We start from the raw sequence: 19,706 nt of genomic DNA, 5'->3' as shown, positions 1-19,706 counted from the left end.
AAGGTGTGAGGCCCATGTATCCCTTCGGAAAGGGTGCGGCCCGGTTAATGCCGTATCTCTTGCTGAGTATTCCGGTGCTGCTCTATTTGCTTCTTGGCTTTGGTCCCTCCATGGTAACCGTACTGTTTTCCTTTACAGATGCATCAGGTGTTCCGGGACAATCATGGAATTTTGTCGGATTCGAGAATTATACGACCTTCTTTACCTCCTCTGATTCAGGGGATCGTATCGCTTCTATTGGTCGTTCCTTATATTTTGCCGTAGCAGTGGTTGTGATTCAAAATGCCGTAGGGCTGTTCATGGCCATCCTTATTAATAAAAAGCTCAAAGGGGATGTATTTTACCGCGCTGTATTTTTCCTGCCTGTTGTGCTTGGGGTAACGGTATCCGGCCTGATCTGGCAGTTGATTGCCAATCCGCTTGGCGGTCCTGCGCAAGCCATGATGAACTTTTTTGGAACCAGCTCCAACTTTTTCGGAGATTATGATATTGCCTTTGAACTGATTATTTTCGTACAAATTTGGATGTACATGGGTTACTCGATGACTATTTTCTTAGCCGGACTGCAATCCATTCCCAATGATTTATATGAAGCAGGATATATGGACGGCGCTTCCGGGTGGAAAGCGTTCAAAAATATTACCTTTCCGATGATTGCGCCGTCCTTTACAGTCAACATGCTGCTGTCCATTATCGGAGCCTTGCAAACCTTTGACATTATTTATGTGCTGACAGGTGGTAAATTCAACACGACGACGCTTGCGTTTGATGTGTATGCAACAGCCTTCGGCTCCGGTACGGCGGATTACGGCCTTGCTTCTGCAGTAGCTATGATCCAGTTCCTGTTCGTATTTACGGTGTCGATGATTGCCCTGTATTACTTGCGCAGAAGGGAGGTAGAAATGTAATGAGCAGCTCCAAAGGAACCAAACTACTGAGCTACATCATCGTACTGCTCATGCTTTCGTTATATTTATTCCCGCTTTTCTACCTCTTTAATGTATCGATGAAGACTCAGAGTGAGTATCTGATTGATCCTGTGGCTATAGCCAAGAGTCTGCGCTTGGAGAATTTCATGGATGCCTGGAAAAAAGGGAATTTCTACCAGTACATGTGGAACAGTATTTTGTATACGGGAGTATCTACGCTCTTAACGTTGGTAATATCCGTGTTTGCAGCTTTTCCACTGGCGCGGGGATACGTCAAGTTCAGCACCTTCTTTTATGTGTTTTTCCTGATATCCATGTATCTCCCGAACCCGCTGATTCCGCAATTTGCTCTCATTAATAGTCTGGGACTGTACAATACGCAGCTTGGTTTTATTTTGCTGAAAACCACGGGTACCGGCATTGCCTTCCTGATGTTTGTGGGATATATCAAGTCTGTCTCCCGAGAGCTCGATGAAGCGGCTGCAATGGACGGGTGCGGGTATTCCCGCTATTTGTTTACGATTCTTGTACCGCTGATGAAGCCGGTGCTGGCAACGGGCATTATTTTGACAGCAATCGGAGCGTGGAACGACATTATAGGTCCTACCATTTATTTGTCTGATCCCGCGTATCAGCCAGTGACCAAGGGATTGTTCTCCTTCTACGGACAATATATGAACAACTGGCCGCTACTGGCTTGCGGTATTCTGATTGTTACACTACCGCTGGTTATTCTGTATATTTTCCTCCAGCGCTTTATTGTCGGCGGTGCAATGGCTGGAGCTGTGAAGTCTTGATTTCAGGAAGGATGATACCGAGTATGAGTGAGAATACCTTTTTATTTCCAGCCACGTTTATGTGGGGAACCTCAACCTCTTCTTATCAAATTGAAGGTGGTGTCGCTGAGGGCGGAAGAACGCCTTCCATTTGGGATACGTTCTGTCAAGTGCCAGGGAAGGTGATAGACGGTGACAGCGGAGATATGGCTTGTGACCATGTTCACCGCTTTAAAGAAGACGTGCAATTAATGAAGCAGCTTGGCTTTTTACATTACCGTTTTTCCGTGGCCTGGCCGCGCATTATTCCCGCACCCGGGGTGGTTAACGAACAGGGGTTGCTCTTCTATGAGCGCCTGCTGGATGAGATTGAGTCGGCCGGGCTCATTCCGATGCTGACGCTGTATCATTGGGATCTTCCGCAGTGGATCGAGGATGAGGGCGGTTGGACGCATCGTGATATTGTTCGGCATTTTAAAACCTATGCCTCTATATTAATGGATCGATTTGGACAACGTATAAGCTGGTGGAATACGATAAATGAGCCCTATTGCGCTTCCATATTGGGCTATGGCACAGGAGAGCATGCCCCCGGCCATCAGAACTGGAGGGAAGCCTTTACTGCCGCCCATCATATTCTGATGTGTCACGGGATAGCCATGAATTTACACAAGGAAAAGGGACTGACGGGCAGCATCGGTATTACGCTGAACATGGAACATGTGGATGCAGCTTCCGAACACCCCGAGGATGTAGCCGCTGCCGTCCGGCGGGATGGCTATATTAATCGTTGGTTTGCCGATCCGTTGTTTAACGGGAAATATCCTGAGGATATGGTGGAATGGTACTGGGCGGATCTGAATGAACTGGATTTTGTACAGCCCGGTGATATGGAGCTGATTCAGCAGCCAGGGGATTTTGTGGGCATCAACTATTATGCTCGCAGCGTCATTCGAGCGACTACAGACGCATCGTTGCTGCAGGTGGAGCAGGTTCGCATCGAGGAGCCGGTAACGGATATGGGATGGGAGATTCATCCCGAATCCTTTTATAAGCTGCTGACGCGGATTGAGAAGGATTTTACCAAGGGCATACCCATTTTAATTACGGAAAATGGAGCAGCAATGAAGGATGAGCTGATGAACGGGAGAATTGAGGACACCGGGCGTCAGCACTATATTGAAGAGCATTTAAAGGCATGCCATCGCTTTATCGAAGAGGGAGGCCAGCTCAAGGGTTATTTTGTCTGGTCATTCCTTGATAACTTTGAATGGGCCTGGGGCTACAGCAAACGTTTTGGTATTATACATGTCAATTACGAAACGCAGGAACGAACACCCAAACAAAGTGCGCTGTGGTTCAAGCAAGTGATGGCGAATAACGGGTTGTAGACAGAAAAAGGGGTGTACGATGCAGCGGTATTATTTTGACGATCAAGGGCGTTTTGTGATTGAAAATTATGCGCAGGCCAAGCCCTTTTCCAGTTTTCTGCCTGGTATTGCCGGTGTTCAGGGGATTCCACTGTGGGCGTATTATGTTAACCGTGGACAAGGAATCGCAAGCTTTGGTGTGGAGGATAAAAATGGAGCGATCATGGAGTTTTTCCCGGCCAACCGAAGCTATAGTCTCGTGCCGCTACACAGCTTCCGCACGTTTTTAAAGGTGAAGAAGCAGAATAAGTGGATTTATGCGGAGCCGTTTTCGGCTGTGTGTCCTTCGGAGCGTGAACAGCAAAAAATGCTGATATCCCGCCATATGCTGGAAATCCATAGCTCGAATCCGGACAGCGGGCTGGAGATACGTGTGCAATATTTCACGCTCCCCAATGAAAGCTATGCTGCTTTGGTGCGCAAGGTTGAGATTGTCAATCATTCCGCTCAGGAGCTTGAAGTGGAGGCGCTGGACGGCATGCCTGCCGTGCTGCCCTTTGGCATTGACAATGCGGCCTACAAGGAGCTTGGACATACACTAAAAAGCTGGATGGATGTATATAATCTGAAAAATAGCATTCCTTACTACAAGGTGCGTGGCAGTACGGCGGATACAAGTGAGGTTCATCAAATTGCAGCGGGACATTTTATGTACAGCTTTGTGCAGCAGGAGGGCGACATCAGACTATTGAGTCCAATTGTCGATCCGTCCGTTATATTTGGTGAAAATACGGCACTGACCTTCCCTGACCGTTTTATTCATACACACGTCGAAGCCCTGATTTCACAGCAGCCTGTGACGACGAATAAAGTGCCATGTGGGTTTAGCGGTTATACGGCTCTATTGAAGGCAGGTACAGCCATCAATCACTGTACGATCATCGGGCATGTAGATGATATTCAATCTATAAATGAACGGATTTCGGAAATTGCAACCATCCCTTATATCGAGCGGAAGATGGAGGAAGCCAAAGCGGTGACCGAAGAGTTGACGGAGGATATGGTAACGCGGACGTCCATTCCGTTGTTTGACGAATACTGCCGTCAGAGCTATCTGGACAATCTGTTACGCGGTGGTTATCCATTGTTGCTGGACAACGGCACGGAGTCCCCGTTTGTATATCATGTATTTTCGCGCAAGCATGGGGATCTGGAACGGGACTATAATTTTTTTAAGCTCCAGGCGGGATATTATTCTCAAGGAAATGGTAATTTCCGCGATGCGAACCAGAACCGGAGAAATGATGTGTGGTTTAATCCCGGTGTAGGAGATTTCAATATCCGTATGTTTATGAGCCTAATTCAGCCGGACGGCTATAATCCGCTCGTGGTAAAGGGATGCAGCTTTCAAGTGCGGGAGCTGGAACCGTTGCTGGAACAGGTGGAGGCGGCGGATCATCTGTCTATGCGTGCTTTTTTCCAATCGTCGTTCACACCGGGTGAGCTGATTCAGCATGTGATTCGCCATAACATCGCACTAAAACAAACGGTTGAGACATTTGTGACCGAAGCACTCAAGCATTCCGAGCAATGCTACGAGGCTGATTTTGGTGAGGGCTTCTGGATTGACCATTGGACCTATAACACGGATCTGATCGAAAGCTACCTGAGCATCTATCCGGACAAGATGGAGGAACTCCTGCTCGCGACCAGAGAGTATATGTATTACGACAGTCCGGCATGGGTTCAGCCGCGTCGAAGCAAATATGTGCAAATGATGGACGGGCGTATTCGTCAGCATGGGGCGATCATAGAAAGTAAGGAGAAAGAAGCTCAACTGGGCGCAAGGGATCGCGATGTTCATTGGGTTCGAACCGGGCATGGAAGCGGAGAGATTTACAAGTCCAATTTGTACGAAAAGCTGCTGTCATTGGCAGCCGTCAAGCTGTCCACGCTGGACCCGGAGGGCTTGGGAATTGAGATGGAGGCGGGCAAGCCGGGATGGAATGATTCCATGAACGGTCTTCCGGGGCTGTTTGCTTCCGGCTTTAGTGAACTGTGCGAATTACAGCGGCTCGTGAAATTTTTAATACATGCACAGAAGAAGCTTTCGGGAGATTCTGTGCTGCGGCTGCCGTTAGAGGTGGCCAGATTAATTCAACAGCTGGAGCTCGCAGTTGAGGAGTACTATCACGATTCTGATGAGTCTGAAGCCGGGAATGAACGTAAGGATTATGGCTTCTGGTCACGGATTTCGGATGCTAGAGAAGCGTACCGCGAAACGGTTCGTTTTGGATTTGAAGGGACAGAAGCACTACTTGCTTTAAAGGATGTGCTGATGTTTTTGCTCCAGGCCGAACGTAAGCTTCAACAGGGGATGGGAAGGGCTTTGCTCATAGGTGAAGGGATATACCCCACCTTCTTTTATTATGAAGCTAGAGAATTCGAGGTACGGGAGGATGAGTACGGTGGCAAGCTTGTAAGCATACATTCCTTTGAACGTAAGGATATGCCGTATTTTCTGGAGGGACCGACCCGGGCGATGAAGGTGGCTGGAGACATTGTAAATGGGCGGAAGCTGTACAGGCAAATCAGGCAGAGCGCCCTTTACGACAGAAAGCTGGGGATGTATAAAGTGAATGAAAGTCTGGCGGAGCAGCCGTTTGAGCTCGGTCGTTCCACAGCCTTTACGCCGGGTTGGCTGGAAAATGAATCTATATTTATGCATATGGAATATAAATACTTGCTTGAGTGCTTGAGGATGGGGCTTTACAGTGAATTTTTTTCTGATATCAAAAAAGCGTTGCCGCCTTTTATGGATGCCAAGGTTTACGGGAGAAGCACGCTGGAAAACAGCTCTTTTATTGCTAGCAGTGCTAATCCTGATGCAAGTTTGCATGGCACAGGATATATTGCGAGGCTGAGTGGATCTACGGCGGAATTTATTCATATGTGGCTTTGGATGATGACGGGCGGGAAGCCTTTTGGTTATGATCATTCGGGTCTGTCCTTGAAGCTGGAGCCCAAGCTGCCTGGCTGGCTGTTCACAGATACAGGAGAGTTATCCTTCTGTTTTCTCGGAAGTTGTCAGGTGACTTATTTTAATACGGATCGCAAGGATACCTATGCGCCGGACAGCACGGTGACCCGGTATGTGCTGCATTACGCCAGTGGCGAAAAGAAGACAGTAGATCGGGCGGTACTGGGTCAGCAAGAGGCGCAGGATGTGAGAAGTCGGCTGGTTTCCCGTATCGAGGTGTATTTGGGGAAATAGCTCGATTGCAAGCCTATTTTATCGTTATAATTTAAGCCGTCATGCTGCAACAAACGGGCATGACGGCTTTTTCAGTCTTCATAAGTCCTTGTGTCAGGGGGGGGGTTATGCTGAAATATCCGCCATATCGAGTATAATAGGGTAGTGGTCGCTACCCGTAATATGGCAATCTATGCTTGCATCTATTAATAGCGGGCGAAGTCTGTCCGAGACGAGGAAGTAGTCGATCCGCCAGCCGATGTTCCGTTCTCTCACCTTCGGCATGTAGGACTACCAGGAATACACATCCCTCCGGTCAGGATAAAAGTATCTGAAAGTGTCGGTGAATCCGGCGGCGAGGGACAATAAAACCAAGACGGTTACGGTTAACGAAAACGTCATCTATGAAGGTGAAAAATCTCTTCCTAATAAAGGCAGAGACATTATTGAAACAATACCTGAAGAACAGCAATAAAATTATATATATGATGCAATTCGGCCTGAACAGTGGACTGCTGCTAGTTATTATTCTGATAATATGCATCGCCTTTGCATAGAGTTGCACCCACCATTTGCCAAACGAGTATATACCGGTTTCCAAAGTACTAATCCAACTGTCGTTTAACCTTGACACTGTAAATAACCCATGCCATAATTATTTCACACTAAACTAATGTGTTATATATGCTATACGAATTTTCCGTTATATACGAGGGGAGAAAATTAAAATGAAAAAGCGCTTTTTGCTGGGAATATTTTCATTATTTTTGGCGGTTGTAGTTGCAGGATGTGGAAGTAAAGCTGCGGAGGATACTGCATCACAACCAGACAAAGAGACGAAACAAACAACTGTGGTTGCCGCTACCAGTGGGGTCAGCAATCCATTCAGCTATGATAAGGATGGCAAACTGACGGGATATGATGTTGAAGTCCTCCGGGCAATTTTTGAAGGTCTTCCTCAATATAAACTGGATATCGAGCTTACTGAATTTGAAGGAATTTTAAATGGGCTGGATAATGGACGCTACCAACTGGGAGCGAACAATTTCAGCTCCAACGCGAAAAGACGTGAGAAATATAATTTTTCTCTGCCTATTATCGAAAACGCCAATGTGTTTGTTGTTCGTAAGGACGATGAGAAGTTGAAATCGATTCAGGATCTGAGTGGTTATAAAGCAGTAACCGAAGTAGGAAACTCTGGCGCAACCCTTCTTGAAAACTATAATGAGGAACATCCGAATGCGAAGGCCGAAATTATCTATACAGATGAAAATTTTGTGAAGCAGTTTGAAGGTATTGAAGAAGGACGATATGATGTCCGTATTATTTCTCGTGTTTCGGCGGAAAAAGCAATCCGGGAACATGGCTTTACCAATCTGAAAATTGTACCGTTTTCTACTGAAAATAGCGATCCGGGCTCCTATATCTTATTTTCCAAATCAGCAGATAGCAGCTTGCTGGATGCTGTCAATAAGCGAATCAAGGAAATCTATCAAGATGGAACCTTGAAGAAAATTAGTGAAGAGCAGCTGGGTGGAGATTACTTGCCAAAGAAAGAATTAATTGAAAAATAAGATAGGGATGATTCGATGAAATTTTTAGTCTCAGGAGATGCGCTATTTTCCAGCAGTAACTTATATAAAACTATTGATCCAAATCTTCTTGTCCTACTAAAAGATGCCGATGAGGTATTTACCAATGCGGAGTTTGTAACCCCCCGGAAAAACACCGTTCCAGCTTCCGGGAGAGGCTACCAGACAAGTGTGCGTCCAAAGGCATTGGACGAATTCAAAAACCTCAATATCCGCTATGTCAGCTTTGCGAATAATCATACGGGCGATTATGGAGTTGAGGGGATAGTTGACACAATCGAAGAGATGGAAAGCCGCGGATTGATCCCCTTGGGAGTAGGCTTGAGCTTGCATGATGCCCGTAAACCGGTGTTTATTGATACTCCGGATGGCCGGATTGCCATGATTACCATTGACGTAACAAGAAGTGAGGTTTTTGCAGCATCCAACCCTGGGAACGGGGTTCAGGGCCGTCCGGGAGTAAATCCGCTGCGATGGTCGCGCAAGTATGTCGTTAATGAGCAGGATTTTGAAACCTTGAAAGAGATCAGTGAGCGAATTGGTATTGCTTCCAGCATGGCTGAAGGCAAAAGAATCGAAACTCTGAAAAGCAACTCGGACAGCCAGTTTGAATTTGGCTCTTTATTTGAAGGATATCTGACCTTTGAAAAAGGAGATCATCCGCGGGTCAAAACCACAGCACACGAAACTGATCAACAGGAAATCCTTCGCTCTATTCGAGATGCCAAGGAACGCAGTGATTTTGTTTTTGTAAATCTACACACCCATGAAGGGGAAAATGAAAACTGGTATTCCGATTATCCCGCAGAGTTTATTGAAACTTTCGCGCATTATGCAATTGATGCAGGCGCGCATTGCGTTTTTGGACATGGGGCACACTTTACCAGAGGGGTGGAGTTGTATCGGGGTCAACCGATTTTCTACAACCTGGGCAGTCTGTTCATGGAATTTGAAGCAGGGGAATCGATCATCTCTCCGGAAATGTTTGCTTCCTATGGTTATGCCGAAAACGAAGTTCCGTCTACCCTCCATAAAAATAGAACCAAAGACAGTGAAGGAAATTGGCAGGGGTTTTATAGTGATCGGAAATTTTCTGAAAATTTCTTGGTTTTATTTGATCTCAGCCTGGAGGAGCAGCGGTTCAGCTATGAGTTGATTCCGATTGATCTCCAGCTCACCCATCCTTCCGTAACCAAACGCGGTCTGCCCGTATTGGCATCAGAAGAAGGGACTGCGTCACTCGTTGAACGACTAAACGCAATTAGCCAAGAGCGATACAGAACAGAAATCGTATACGAGGGTGAGCGTTTAACGCTGAAAGAATTGAGATAAGGAAATTTACTGCGAGCAGAAAATGAACGTGGAAGGAATGCAAAGCTTCATGGGAAAAATTTTTGATATCAATGCGGTTTTCACATCGATTCCTAGTCTGTTAAAGGTTCTTCCTGTGAGTCTGCAAATCACTTTTATTTCAATGATTGTGGGCCTTGTTTTAGGCTTGATACTCGCTATTATTCGTATGAAAAAAATTCCCGTTTTGAGCCAAATTGTTACTGTGTTTATCTCGTTTATACGGGGTACTCCCATGATTGTACAGCTTTATTTGACTTATAACGGAATTCCGCTTCTTTTAAGATTCATTAATGAGCAATATGGGACAAACTATAATATTAATCATCTTCCTGCGATGCTGTTTGTTTTAGTGACCTTTGCTATCAATGAATCGGCTTATAATTCTGAAACGATCCGTGCAGCTCTGCAATCCGTAAACAAGGGACAAATTGAAGCGGCCGAATCGCTGGGCATGACCTATTTACAGGTATTAAGACGAGTGATTCTTCCTGAAGCGCTGGTTGTTGCAATTCCACCGCTGGGGAATGCGTTAATCGGCTTGCTGAAAGGCACTTCTTTGGCGTTTGTTGCAGGGGTTATAGAAATGACAGCACAAGGAAAGATCATTTCTGGAAGCACGTTCCGGTTCTTCGAGGTCTATCTGGCCCTGGCGCTTATTTATTGGGTGCTGACGATTATCATCGAACAGGTACTCCGATATCTGGAAAAACGGTTTTCGATTCCAGATCCGGGCCCAGCAAACACGATCCGGGGCCGGTGGTTTTCCTTGGGAAAGAGGGAGATTTAAATGATCAAGGTAAGCCATTTGTCAAAATCCTTCCATCACAATTTAATTCTGGATGATATATCCGTTGAGATTGAAAAGGGAGATGTAGTGGCGCTGATTGGTTCGTCGGGCGCCGGAAAATCTACCTTTTTGCGTTCATTGAACTGCTTGGAAAAAGCAGACCAAGGCGAGCTTGACCTGAACGGGTTTAAGGTCGATTTCAGCACAATTACGAACAAACAGCGCTTGGAGCTCCGACAGCAAACAGCGATGGTTTTTCAGCATTTCAATCTTTTTCAGCATCGAACAGCGTTGGAAAATGTAAAAGAAGGCTTAAAAATTGTTAAAAAAATGAAAGACAGTGAAGCAAGCAAACTTGCAGAAGAACAACTGGAGCAGGTGGGGCTTTCCGACCGCGCTCATTATTATCCAAAGCATTTGTCCGGGGGGCAGCAGCAGCGTGTCGGGATTGCCCGCGCTCTTGCCATGAAACCCAAGCTGTTACTTGTGGATGAGCCGACCTCCGCGCTTGATCCTGAACTGGTGGGAGAGGTGCTGCAAACCATTAAAAGAACAGCGGCAAGCGGCCAAACCATGATTCTTGTTTCACACGAGATGAATTTTGTGTATGAAGTGGCAAACAAGGTGCTCTTTTTGGATAAGGGGAAAATTATTGAGGAAGGTACTCCGGATGAGGTGTTTAACCATCCTAAATCGCAAAGAGCAAAGGAATTCCTGCAAAATTATTTCCGCACAAAAGTAAGCGGTGCTTGATATTCGAACAGACGCCCCGGAATCGCTCCCGGAGCGTCTTTTTTAAACCCATCCAGTAAACTCCAATAAAGATGCTTTGGCGGATTGTGCCCCTTTCCGCCATTGTTTGGGCTACTCTCCCATAAACTTGGAGAAGCATCGGTCGAAGCTGGAAATGGACTAAAAGCCGACCTGTTCGGAGATCGACAGAATGGAAGCTTGGTTTCCTGTACACAAAAAATATCGGGATTTGTTTCTTTAAGATAAGTATAAAATCCTTTGGTCCACAGGCTCTCAAGCGGTGTAATTGAATATATCCTCGGTTGGGATAAGCACATATAATGAAATAACTATATGAGGAACAAGATAGATGAGAGCAATCTCTGTGTTTTTTAAAAGGGCAGTTGCTAGCAAGCCATGAATCTGCACACAAAAATAGCTGTCTCCAATAGCGCTAAGCCGGCATAGTGGAAACAGCTTTTCTAAATTAAAATAGTTTGTAAATGCTAACGAAGCTTATGCTCCGACGCCCCCCTAGGGGGGGTCTCATCCCGCTGGAACGGAAAAAAATTCCTAATTAGGAATTTTTGTCTATACGTCCCAGGAGGGATACTCTCCCTACGGTCGAGACTGCGAAGAAAATACTAACGATGCCAAAGCTCCGACGTCCCCCTAAGGGGGTTCTCATCCCACTGGAACGAAAAAAAGCTTCTTAAGAAAGAAGCTTTTTATCTATACGTCCCAGGAGGGATTCGAACCCCCGACCGACGGCTTAGAAGGCCGTTGCTCTATCCAGCTGAGCTACTGGGACATAAAATTCAGGCGAATATTAATATATCACATGGATACACAAGATTCAAGTCTTATTTCCTATATTATTTGATTTTTCTGACTTTGTGCAGCATAAAGTCAAAGTAGGCGTGGTTTTTTTGCCTTATAAAAGGGTATGTTAGAATACAGGTGAATATGTAGAAGACGAGTGGTTGGACTTAAGCTGCTGTTTCTCATATAATCTACAAATACTTTAGCTTACGGGGGAGAGGGGGTGCCTTTAATAAAGGACTCCAAGGTGACGACAAAAGAAAATAATATTGTATTGTTTCCAAAGACACTGGACTATTATCAAATTCAACTTACTGTGATGCTTGAAAACGAACGTTACGGAGAGGCGATGGCGATGCTGCGTTTTTTAATGCAGTGTCAGGGACAGGAGCAGAAACAATACGATGAATGGGATGCTCTATTACAATGGCTGGAAGCTGCCTTTCCACAGTATGTTGACAATGGGGGAGTAACGGACGTTGTGGAAGAAGACGAGGTGGGCGAAGTAGAATTGGCTCGCCGCCATGCACGCTTTAAGCAAGAGCAGGATGCAGGGTATGGCAATAAGCTGCTGCAGATAGCTATGGATGGACCATTATCCGAACAGACGATTTTAGCACTTGAGCAGTTGTCCTATCTGGAGCTGCCGGAAATTGACGATGCCTTGCTTCGCTGGATAAAAGAACGGGAAATCCATCCTCTCCTCCAATTCCGAATTTTGCAGACAATGCGACGACGCGGAATGGAAGGGACAATAGAAATCAGACGGGGAGATGAAAAAGCGGAGATTGATATTGAAACTGTTCCGCTTCAGCCGGGTGATTTTCCTGAACAGATTACGCGTATCTTGGAGCGGGTAGCCGATCAGACCGAGGTGCATGAACCTACGCTGTTCTATTTTGCGCAGGAGCTGTGGTCGCAGTTTGTAATGGCTGTGTATGGTACGAAAGATTACAGATCGATGCTGGTGGAAGAGGACGGAATGTCGGATATTTGGGCGGCAGCTCTCCACCAGACGGTTTCGGAGAGTTTGGGTGGAAGCAACAATGAGGAAGAAACACGTGCTATTTACGGCATTACAGATGCGCTGCGCTTCCGTTTTGAGCAGGCGTATCGGTCAATGAGGCTCTTTGTAGCTACGGGAATGAATACTCCTTGAATGACCGGAAACGTTTACCTGTAAAGCATTCAAAGGGCTGCTCTTGAAAAAGACAGTAATGTTAGATATACTATAATGGTTATTTTGTGTGCGTTGATTGAAATGAAAACTAAGTGAAGATTTTGTTGGAGGGGAAAGCATAAAATGAAAGCAACTTGGGAGAAAATAGAGAAGAACCTTGGGGTTCTTGAAGTTGAGGTTAACGCGGATCGTGTAGCCGCTGCACTCGACAAAGCTTTTAATAAAGTGGTAAAGCAAGTAAGTGTACCAGGATTCCGTAAAGGAAAGGTACCACGTCCTATTTTTGAAAAACGCTACGGTATTGAAAGCTTGTATCAGGATGCAATCGACATCCTGCTGCCAGAAGCTTACGGCCAAGCTGTAGAGCAAACGGACATTTTCCCGGTTGATAGCCCGGATGTTGAAATTGATCAATTTGCTAAAGGCGAATCTTTCAAATTTAAAGCGAAGGTTACAGTTAAACCTGAAGTTACTTTGGGCGAGTACAAAGGCGTAGAAGTGCCTGTAAGTAAACTTGAAGTAAGCGACGAAGAATTGACTCAAGAGCTGGAGCGCCTGCAACAACGTCATGCTGAATTGGTTGTCGTTGATGAAGATGCTGCTCAATCCGGCGATACAGCTATTATCGACTTCGACGGTTCCGTAGATGGCGTGCAGTTCGAAGGCGGACAAGCTGAGAAGTATTCTCTGGAGCTGGGCTCCAACACCTTCATCCCTGGCTTTGAAGATCAAGTGATTGGTTTACACACTGGCGATTCCAAGGACGTTGAAGTAACGTTCCCTGAGAACTACCATTCTGCTGACCTGGCTGGTAAACAAGCTGTATTCAAAGTGAAAGTTCATGAGCTGAAACGCAAAGTTCTTCCTGAACTGGACGATGAATTTGCTAAAGATGTAAGTGAATTTGACACACTGGCTGAATTCAAGGAAGACCTGAAAAAGCAATTGCTGGAGCGTAAGGAAAATGAAGCTAAAGCAGCTCGTGAGGGTGCTGTAGTGGAGAAAGTTGCTGAGAACGCAACAATCGACATTCCTGAAGCAATGGTCAAGAGTGAAGTGCAAAACATGGTTCGCGATTTCGACAACCGTCTGCGCAGCCAAGGCATGAACCTTGAAATGTTCCTCGGCTTCTCCGGTCAAAGCAAGGAAGATCTGGAAGGGCAAATGAAAGCTGATGCTGAGAAGCGCGTACGTAACAACCTCGTGCTGGAGCAAGTGGCTAAGGCGGAAAACATCGAAGTTTCCGAAGCGGAAATTGATGAAGAGCTGAAAAACATGGCTGATGCTTACAAACGTTCTGTTGAAGAAATCCGCAGCATTCTGGAAAGTAATGGCTCGTTCGCCAACTTGAAAGAAGAGATCTCACTGCGCAAAACAATTGCTTTGCTGGTGGAAAACAGCAAAGAAGTTGAAGCGCCAGCTGCAGCTGCTGAGTAATTCAAACGATAAAATATACGGGGTATGCTGTAACAGGATGCAACGTAGTAATTAGATAGGGATAAGGCACGTAGTGAAAGTTACGTGCCTTATTTTTACCTTAGGAAACCTAAATTTTGGTCGTTTATGGAAAGCGCTGTAAGTGGTGTTTTTTGTTTTACATAAGTCACTACCGTACATTTGCACATACATACGAAACATGGTTAAATATGAGAAGGTCTCGGCAGAGCGTATTGTAAATAGCCCATTCTGGATGAGCGGATGCAAATATGACACGAGACTCTGAACATGTTAAAATATTTTGTAAGGTGTTCACGTTTCATGCTCGCCGCTTTCGTTTTAATGGGACTTAAGGAAGCGGATGAATACAGGTGTTCATTTTAATTATGAAAAGAGGTTGGTCGTGATGAGTCTCGTCCCTATGGTTGTAGAACAAACGAATCGAGGAGAACGATCTTACGATATTTACTCGCGGTTGCTTAAGGATCGCATCATTTTCCTAAGTGGCCCGATTGATGACGATGTCGCCAATCTCGTCATTGCACAGTTATTGTTCCTTGCTGCGGAAGATCCGGAGAAGGATATCAATTTGTATATTAACTCGCCAGGCGGTTCTGTAACTGCGGGCATGGGTATATATGATACAATGCAATTTATTAAGCCGGACGTATCAACGATCTGTGTAGGCATGGCTGCAAGTATGGGTTCTTTGTTGCTCACAGCGGGTGCACCAGGCAAAAGATATGCGCTTACCAACAGTGAGGTTATGATCCATCAGCCGCTCGGCGGCATTCAGGGGCAAGCCTCTGATATGCTGATCCATGCGGACTGGATTATCAAAACGCGTGCCAAGCTGAATCAAATCTATGTAGAGCGTACGGGTCAGCCCCTCGAAAAAATCGAACGTGATACTGACCGGGATTTCTTCATGGAAGCAGAAGAGGCAAAAGCATATGGTATCATTGACCAGGTGCTGTCAAAACCGATTAATCTGTAAAGGGGTGGCTCTATGTTTAAATTTAATGATGAAAAAGGACAATTGAAATGTTCTTTCTGCGGCAAATCTCAAGATCAGGTTCGCAAGCTTGTTGCCGGACCAGGTGTATATATATGTGACGAATGCATTGAGCTGTGCACGGAGATTGTGGAAGAGGAATTGGGTCATGAAGAAGAAGTAGATCTGAAAGACATCCCGAAACCGATGCAAATCCGTGAAATTTTGGACCAATATGTCATTGGTCAGGATCAAGCGAAAAAATCGTTGTCTGTAGCGGTATATAACCATTACAAACGTATTAATACACAAAACAAAATTGATGATGTGGAGTTGCAAAAAAGTAACATTCTGATGCTTGGACCTACAGGTTCGGGTAAAACGTTGCTTGCGCAAACCATGGCTAAAATTTTGAACGTACCTTTTGCTATTGCAGATGCCACTTCCCTCACGGAAGCCGGTTATGTAGGTGAAGACGTTGAAAACATTTTGCTGAAATTGATTCAAGCAGCCGATTATGATGTGGAAAAAGCCGAGCGCGGCATCATTTACATTGACGAAATTGATAAAGTAGCCCGTAAATCCGAAAACCCGTCCATTACGCGTGATGTATCGGGAGAAGGTGTACAGCAGGCGCTGCTTAAAATTTTGGAAGGCACGGTTGCTTCTGTACCTCCACAAGGTGGCCGCAAGCATCCGCACCAAGAATTCATTCAAATTGACACCACAAATATCCTGTTTATTTGCGGTGGTGCCTTTGACGGTCTGGAGCAAATGATCAAACGCCGTATCGGTAAAAAGGTCATTGGCTTTAATGCCACTAGCGAACAAAAAGATCTGAAGCCAGGCGAATATACTTCCATGGTATTGCCTGAGGATCTGTTGAAATTCGGACTGATTCCGGAATTCGTAGGACGTTTGCCAGTCATTTCTACGCTGGAGCCGCTTGATGAGAAAACATTGGTTCGTATTTTGTCTGAGCCGAAAAATGCGTTAACCAAGCAATACCAGAAGATGCTGGAACTGGATAATGTGCAGCTGGAGTTTAAGCAAGATGCTCTGGAAGCCATAGCTCGTGAGGCGATCAAGCGTAACACGGGTGCCCGTGGTCTTCGCGCGATCATTGAAGGTATTATGCTCGACGTCATGTATGAAGTTCCTTCCCGTGATGATGTGACGACTTGCGTCATCAACGAGCAGGTAGTAAAAGACAAAATCGCACCGGAACTCGGTGGTACAGATAAGGATAAAAAACAAGAAGAGAGCGCCTAAGGATTGATACTTCGCGATCTCTAAAACATGAGAAGCCGGATCTCCACTTCACTAAACCGTATGAGGTTTTAAGGGGTGGAGGTTTGGTGTTAATGGGAGAGAAAAGTACATGTTCTTAAGACAAGACACACGTCCCGTTAAAGTCGGGAATCTGACGATTGGCGGCAGCAATGAAGTCATCATCCAAAGTATGTGTACAACCAAAACAGCAGATGTGGAAGCTACTGTAGCCGAGATTCTTCGCTTGGAGGAAGCCGGATGCCAACTGGTGCGGGTTACGGTCAACAATGAGGAAGCAGCCGCTGCCATTAAGGAAATTAAAAAACGGATTCATATTCCGCTCGTCGCGGATATTCATTTTAATCACAAGCTGGCTCTTCTGGCGATTGAAAATGGAATTGACAAGGTCCGCATTAATCCAGGTAATATTGGTCGACGCGAAAAAGTGGAGGCTGTCGTTAAAGCGTGTAAGGAAAAAGGGATTCCGATTCGGATCGGTGTCAATGCCGGATCATTGGAGCAGCATTTGCTGGATAAATACGGATATCCGACGCCAGACGCAATGGTAGAAAGTGCGCTGTACCATATCGGTATTCTGGAGGAGCTTGATTTTCACGATATTATCGTGTCTCTGAAAGCGTCTGACGTACCCATGGCGATTGCCGCTTATACGAAGGCCGCTGAAATTATCAAGTATCCGCTTCATCTGGGTATCACCGAAGCAGGTACGCTCTTTACCGGAACGGTTAAAAGTGCGGCGGGTATGGGGGCCTTGCTGGCATCAGGCATCGGCTCCACGATGCGTATTTCACTCAGTGCCGATCCGGTGGAAGAAGTGAAGGTTGCACGGGAACTGCTCAAAACGTTTGGACTGATTACCAACGCTGCGACATTGATTTCCTGTCCAACATGCGGACGTCTGGATATCGATCTGTTCTCTATTGCCAACGAGGTAGAGGACTATATTGCCAAACTCAAGGTGCCGATTAAAGTATCGGTGCTGGGCTGTGCAGTAAATGGTCCGGGTGAAGCGAAGGAAGCTGATATCGGCATTGCTGGAGCACGCGGGGAAGGGCTTTTGTTCCGTTACGGTAAAATGATCCGCAAAGTACCCGAGGCTGACATGGTTGATGAATTGAAAAAAGAAATTGATGTCATCGTCAAAGCGTATGAAGAGACAGGTAAAATCCCTGGGCGCGAAGAACGCCATACAGCTGAGAAAGTATAGACCCAATCAGTTTTATACAGAAGTATAATCATACTTTATGGTCATTATATCATCGCCGTGAAGAACAGTTCTGCTACAGAATTGTTCTTCGCGGTGTTTTTGTATTTTCCCTCTGATCTTTTGAAAGACTGCCGTTTAGCTATCGTGGAAAAGGAAATACTGTCTTTCATAGAGCAGCATTTTTCAAATTGCTGAGATGAGAAACGGAGGAAATACAATGGACTTGACTATGATTTTGTTGTTGGTACAAATGTTTTTCGGGATTGTCATCGGTCTGTATTTCTGGAATCTCCTGCGGAGCCAGAAAACGAACCGTAGTGCGGTGGACCGGGAGTCCCGGAAGGAGTTGGATAAGCTGCGCAAACTGCGCTCCATTTCACTGACCAAGCCGCTGGCGGAACGCACTCGGCCAGCAACGTTACAGGATATCGTCGGACAGAAGGACGGACTGCGTGCGCTCAAGGCGGCCTTATGTAGTGCGAATCCACAGCATGTCATTATTTATGGCCCGCCAGGAGTAGGGAAGACGGCTGCTGCGCGCGTAGTGCTGGAAGAGGCGAAGAAAAATCTGTCCTCTCCATTCAAGGCGGATGCGAAATTCACGGAGATTGACGCCACGACGGCCCGTTTTGATGAGCGTGGCATCGCAGACCCGTTAATTGGCTCGGTGCATGATCCCATTTATCAAGGGGCTGGAGCTATGGGGGTAGCGGGTATTCCGCAGCCTAAGCCTGGCGCTGTAACGAAGGCGCATGGTGGCATGCTGTTTATTGATGAAATCGGTGAATTGCACCCGACGCAGATGAATAAGCTGTTGAAAGTGCTGGAGGACCGCAAGGTATTTTTGGAGAGTGCATATTACAACTCGGAAGACACGCATACTCCTGCCTACATCCACGATATTTTTCAAAATGGATTGCCGGCGGATTTTCGTATGGTGGGTGCGACCACTCGTTCTCCGCATGAGCTGCCACCTGCCATCCGTTCCCGGTGTATGGAAATTTATTTCCGTGCCCTTCAGCCGCAGGAGATTGCTCGCATTGCTGAGGATGCTGTCCACAAGCTGGGCTTTGGGCCTTGTCCCGAGGCGGTAGAGGTCGTACAGCGTTACGCTACGAACGGTCGGGAGGCAGTCAATATGATCCAGCTTGCTGCTGGTTTGGCGCTTACCGAGAAGAGGGAACGTCTCAATGCATCTGATGTGGAATGGGTTGCGGGAAGCAGTCAAATTCAACCGCGTCCTGATCGAAAAGTACCGGGTGTGCCGCAAATCGGGTTTGTTAACGGATTAGCTGTATACGGTCCAAATATGGGGATGCTGCTGGAAATTGAAGTTACGGCGGTTCCGGTTCCTGAAGGAAAAGGGAGCTACAATATTACGGGAGTAGTCGATGAGGAGGAAATTGGGGGTGGCTCTCGTACACTGCGACGCAAGAGCATGGCTAAAGGTTCTGTGGAAAATGTACTGACCGTTTTGCGTACACTCGGATTGTCTCCGTCGAATTACGATTTGCATATCAATTTCCCCGGGGGCACGCCAGTAGACGGTCCGTCGGCAGGAATCGCAATGGCGACAGCTATTGCATCCGCCATGCGGGGGATTCCGGTGGATCACGAAATTGCGATGACTGGCGAGGTTAGCATCCACGGCCGTGTCAAACCGATTGGCGGCGTATTAGCCAAGGTTGAGGCAGCTTTTCAGGCAGGAGCCAAAAAGGTGATCATTCCGCAGGAAAACTGGCAAGCACTTTTTAATAGTATTGAGGGCTTACAGGTCATCCCCGTACAGTCGGTTACCGAAGTATTCCGTCATGTGTTTGGGGAAGAAATGACGTTGGAATCACCTGTGCATGCGCCAATTGAGACTTTTCTTCCATCCCAATCTTCGTTGTTGCAGGCGGATGGAACGCACAATGGAACGATATCCGATACAGGATCTTGCTAATAAGCGACCCTTTCATTGGTTTTTTTATTTAACATT

Annotated in this window: 14 protein-coding genes, 1 tRNA gene and 1 pseudogene; 14 read left to right on the top strand and 2 right to left on the bottom strand. The window is 46.2% G+C overall.

Features of this window, described 5'->3' with window-relative positions; all coding sequences use genetic code 11:
- Positions 1-14 precede the first annotated feature (14 nt).
- From BAZ21_RS11220 to BAZ21_RS11205, 4 genes are read left to right on the top strand one after another with little or no spacing between them, the layout of a single operon-like run.
- A complete protein-coding gene (locus BAZ21_RS11220; protein WP_014277619.1) occupies positions 15-908 on the top strand; it encodes a carbohydrate ABC transporter permease in 894 nt (297 codons plus the stop codon).
- On the top strand, positions 908-1,726 hold the full coding sequence (locus BAZ21_RS11215) for a carbohydrate ABC transporter permease (RefSeq protein ID WP_068500103.1): 819 nt from the start codon (positions 908-910) through the stop codon (positions 1,724-1,726). The genes BAZ21_RS11220 and BAZ21_RS11215 overlap by 1 nt, the downstream gene beginning before the upstream one ends.
- Positions 1,727-1,749: 23 nt before the next feature.
- Positions 1,750-3,096 (top strand): GH1 family beta-glucosidase, encoded by a 1,347-nt coding sequence (locus tag BAZ21_RS11210; protein WP_068500100.1) that lies wholly within the window; start codon positions 1,750-1,752, stop codon positions 3,094-3,096.
- 19 nt (positions 3,097-3,115) lie between these two features.
- On the top strand, positions 3,116-6,349 hold the full coding sequence (locus tag BAZ21_RS11205; protein WP_068500098.1) for a cellobiose phosphorylase: 3,234 nt from the start codon (positions 3,116-3,118) through the stop codon (positions 6,347-6,349).
- 105 nt (positions 6,350-6,454) lie between these two features.
- On the opposite strand, the pseudogene BAZ21_RS27845 reads toward BAZ21_RS11205, so the two are convergent.
- Positions 6,455-6,688 (bottom strand): annotated as a pseudogene (locus BAZ21_RS27845) (endonuclease/exonuclease/phosphatase family protein); the annotation flags it as partial.
- Positions 6,689-7,056: 368 nt separating this feature from the next.
- Here BAZ21_RS27845 and BAZ21_RS11200 point away from each other — a divergent pair.
- Genes BAZ21_RS11200 through BAZ21_RS11185 form a run of 4 tightly spaced genes read left to right on the top strand, consistent with a single transcriptional unit; the run spans position 7,057 to position 10,813 of the window.
- Positions 7,057-7,902 carry a transporter substrate-binding domain-containing protein gene (locus BAZ21_RS11200; protein ID WP_068500094.1) on the top strand — a complete coding sequence of 282 codons (846 nt, stop codon included), beginning with the start codon at positions 7,057-7,059 and terminating at the stop codon, positions 7,900-7,902.
- A 15-nt stretch (positions 7,903-7,917) separates the two neighbouring features.
- Positions 7,918-9,252, top strand: coding sequence for a CapA family protein (locus BAZ21_RS11195; protein ID WP_068500091.1), 1,335 nt, complete (start codon positions 7,918-7,920; stop codon positions 9,250-9,252).
- A 49-nt stretch (positions 9,253-9,301) separates the two neighbouring features.
- Positions 9,302-10,060 (top strand): amino acid ABC transporter permease, encoded by a 759-nt coding sequence (locus tag BAZ21_RS11190; RefSeq protein ID WP_068500907.1) that lies wholly within the window; start codon positions 9,302-9,304, stop codon positions 10,058-10,060.
- Positions 10,061-10,813, top strand: coding sequence for an amino acid ABC transporter ATP-binding protein (locus tag BAZ21_RS11185; protein ID WP_068500088.1), 753 nt, complete (start codon positions 10,061-10,063; stop codon positions 10,811-10,813).
- 716 nt (positions 10,814-11,529) lie between these two features.
- On the opposite strand, the gene BAZ21_RS11180 is transcribed toward BAZ21_RS11185, so the two are convergent.
- Positions 11,530-11,603: transfer RNA gene (locus tag BAZ21_RS11180), tRNA-Arg, on the bottom strand.
- A gap of 234 nt (positions 11,604-11,837) precedes the next feature.
- Between BAZ21_RS11180 and BAZ21_RS11175 the strand changes: the two genes are divergently transcribed.
- From BAZ21_RS11175 to lonB, 6 genes are all read left to right on the top strand, one after another.
- Positions 11,838-12,773, top strand: coding sequence for a hypothetical protein (locus BAZ21_RS11175; RefSeq protein ID WP_084011591.1), 936 nt, complete (start codon positions 11,838-11,840; stop codon positions 12,771-12,773).
- A gap of 144 nt (positions 12,774-12,917) precedes the next feature.
- Complete coding sequence (gene tig, locus BAZ21_RS11170; protein ID WP_068500085.1) at positions 12,918-14,231, top strand: trigger factor; 1,314 nt, start codon at positions 12,918-12,920, stop codon at positions 14,229-14,231.
- A gap of 406 nt (positions 14,232-14,637) precedes the next feature.
- The gene (gene clpP, locus BAZ21_RS11165; protein WP_007431724.1) at positions 14,638-15,228 is read left to right on the top strand and encodes an ATP-dependent Clp endopeptidase proteolytic subunit ClpP; all 591 of its coding nucleotides are present in this window, start codon (positions 14,638-14,640) and stop codon (positions 15,226-15,228) included.
- Between the two features lie 12 nt (positions 15,229-15,240).
- Positions 15,241-16,497 (top strand): ATP-dependent protease ATP-binding subunit ClpX, encoded by a 1,257-nt coding sequence (gene clpX, locus BAZ21_RS11160; protein WP_013372695.1) that lies wholly within the window; start codon positions 15,241-15,243, stop codon positions 16,495-16,497.
- A 109-nt stretch (positions 16,498-16,606) separates the two neighbouring features.
- Positions 16,607-17,725: a flavodoxin-dependent (E)-4-hydroxy-3-methylbut-2-enyl-diphosphate synthase gene (gene ispG / locus BAZ21_RS11155; RefSeq protein ID WP_068500080.1), complete on the top strand. Its 1,119-nt coding sequence runs from the start codon at positions 16,607-16,609 to the stop codon at positions 17,723-17,725.
- A gap of 217 nt (positions 17,726-17,942) precedes the next feature.
- Complete coding sequence (gene lonB, locus BAZ21_RS11150; protein WP_068500078.1) at positions 17,943-19,670, top strand: ATP-dependent protease LonB; 1,728 nt, start codon at positions 17,943-17,945, stop codon at positions 19,668-19,670.
- Positions 19,671-19,706: the final 36 nt, after the last annotated feature.

The sequence above is a fragment of the Paenibacillus kribbensis genome (genome assembly GCF_001705305.1).
Taxonomy (GTDB): Bacteria; Bacillota; Bacilli; order Paenibacillales; family Paenibacillaceae; genus Paenibacillus; species Paenibacillus kribbensis_B.
This window is presented reverse-complemented; position numbering and strand designations above follow the sequence as displayed.

Coding starts and splice junctions, on each gene's coding strand:
- BAZ21_RS11220 (WP_014277619.1), top strand. CDS start 15: ATGTATCCCTTCGGAAAGGGTGCGGCCCGGTTAATGCCGTATCTCTTG.
- BAZ21_RS11215 (WP_068500103.1), top strand. CDS start 908: ATGAGCAGCTCCAAAGGAACCAAACTACTGAGCTACATCATCGTACTG.
- BAZ21_RS11210 (WP_068500100.1), top strand. CDS start 1,750: ATGAGTGAGAATACCTTTTTATTTCCAGCCACGTTTATGTGGGGAACC.
- BAZ21_RS11205 (WP_068500098.1), top strand. CDS start 3,116: ATGCAGCGGTATTATTTTGACGATCAAGGGCGTTTTGTGATTGAAAAT.
- BAZ21_RS11200 (WP_068500094.1), top strand. CDS start 7,057: ATGAAAAAGCGCTTTTTGCTGGGAATATTTTCATTATTTTTGGCGGTT.
- BAZ21_RS11195 (WP_068500091.1), top strand. CDS start 7,918: ATGAAATTTTTAGTCTCAGGAGATGCGCTATTTTCCAGCAGTAACTTA.
- BAZ21_RS11190 (WP_068500907.1), top strand. CDS start 9,302: ATGGGAAAAATTTTTGATATCAATGCGGTTTTCACATCGATTCCTAGT.
- BAZ21_RS11185 (WP_068500088.1), top strand. CDS start 10,061: ATGATCAAGGTAAGCCATTTGTCAAAATCCTTCCATCACAATTTAATT.
- tig (WP_068500085.1), top strand. CDS start 12,918: ATGAAAGCAACTTGGGAGAAAATAGAGAAGAACCTTGGGGTTCTTGAA.
- clpP (WP_007431724.1), top strand. CDS start 14,638: ATGAGTCTCGTCCCTATGGTTGTAGAACAAACGAATCGAGGAGAACGA.
- clpX (WP_013372695.1), top strand. CDS start 15,241: ATGTTTAAATTTAATGATGAAAAAGGACAATTGAAATGTTCTTTCTGC.
- ispG (WP_068500080.1), top strand. CDS start 16,607: ATGTTCTTAAGACAAGACACACGTCCCGTTAAAGTCGGGAATCTGACG.
- lonB (WP_068500078.1), top strand. CDS start 17,943: ATGGACTTGACTATGATTTTGTTGTTGGTACAAATGTTTTTCGGGATT.